The organism is Vreelandella sulfidaeris (genome assembly GCF_042429665.1).
GTDB lineage: Bacteria > Pseudomonadota > Gammaproteobacteria > Pseudomonadales > Halomonadaceae > Vreelandella.
This window is the reverse complement of record NZ_JBHMAC010000015.1, coordinates 1-888: the sequence shown is the minus strand read 5'-3', so window position 1 is coordinate 888 and position 888 is coordinate 1. Positions and strand designations below refer to the sequence as shown.

At 47.2% G+C, this 888-nt stretch carries 2 tRNA genes and 1 rRNA gene; all 3 read left to right on the top strand.

From position 1 onward, the window contains the following. The first annotated feature begins 119 nt into the window (after positions 1-119). Positions 120-196, top strand: a tRNA-Ile gene (locus tag ACFFLD_RS18535). Positions 197-314: 118 nt separating this feature from the next. Then, positions 315-390, top strand: a tRNA-Ala gene (locus ACFFLD_RS18530). A 258-nt stretch (positions 391-648) separates the two neighbouring features. After that, a 23S ribosomal RNA gene (locus ACFFLD_RS18525) occupies positions 649-888 on the top strand; the annotation flags it as partial.

Genomic DNA, 888 nt, shown 5'->3' with positions numbered 1-888 from the left:
TAAACGATGCGTCACGCACAGTAAGCGTCCACAATGAATTACCTGATCAGATCATAGAGCAAACGGTAGCTATTTCAGCTGTGTTTGAGTCAAGTGCTCAAGCGTACGGCGAAATAACCGGGTCTGTAGCTCAGTTGGTTAGAGCGCACCCCTGATAAGGGTGAGGTCGGCAGTTCAAGTCTGCCCAGACCCACCAAATTTTATCCAGCACTGCGTTATTTTATGACTCGCATAGCAGGCTATGCTTCGCCATAAAATGCCTTGTGTTGAATAAAATTACCCGGAAGTGGTTTTGAAATAGTTGTTAGATAGATGGGGCCATAGCTCAGCTGGGAGAGCGCCTGCCTTGCACGCAGGAGGTCAGCGGTTCGATCCCGCTTGGCTCCACCATTATGTACTACTTCTTTTACCTTAAATACCGTTTGTAAATGTTTCGTGACCACTGATAAGTCGCTGTGTTGTCGTAACTGTTGTTTTAGTTATCGCACGCCGCTTTATCACTGTTCATTGAACAGCTGCTCTTTAACAATGTATATCATGCTGACAAGAACACTTCTGACGAAGTGGTCTTAAATTGTGATACGTCTCAAGCGTATCCGGCAAAATGAAACGTTATCATTGCGAACCCCAGACTCCTTCGGGTTATAGGGTCAAGCAATGAAGCGCACACGGTGGATGCCTAGGCAGCCAGAGGCGATGAAAGACGTGGTAGCCTGCGATAAGGTTCGGTGAGGTGGCAACAACCTGTGACCCGGACATCTCTGAATGGGGAAACCCACTGACCATAAGGTCAGTATCATGCACTGAATACATAGGTGTATGAGGCGAACCAGGGGAACTGAAACATCTAAGTACCCTGAGGAAAAGAAATCAACCGAGATTCCCCTA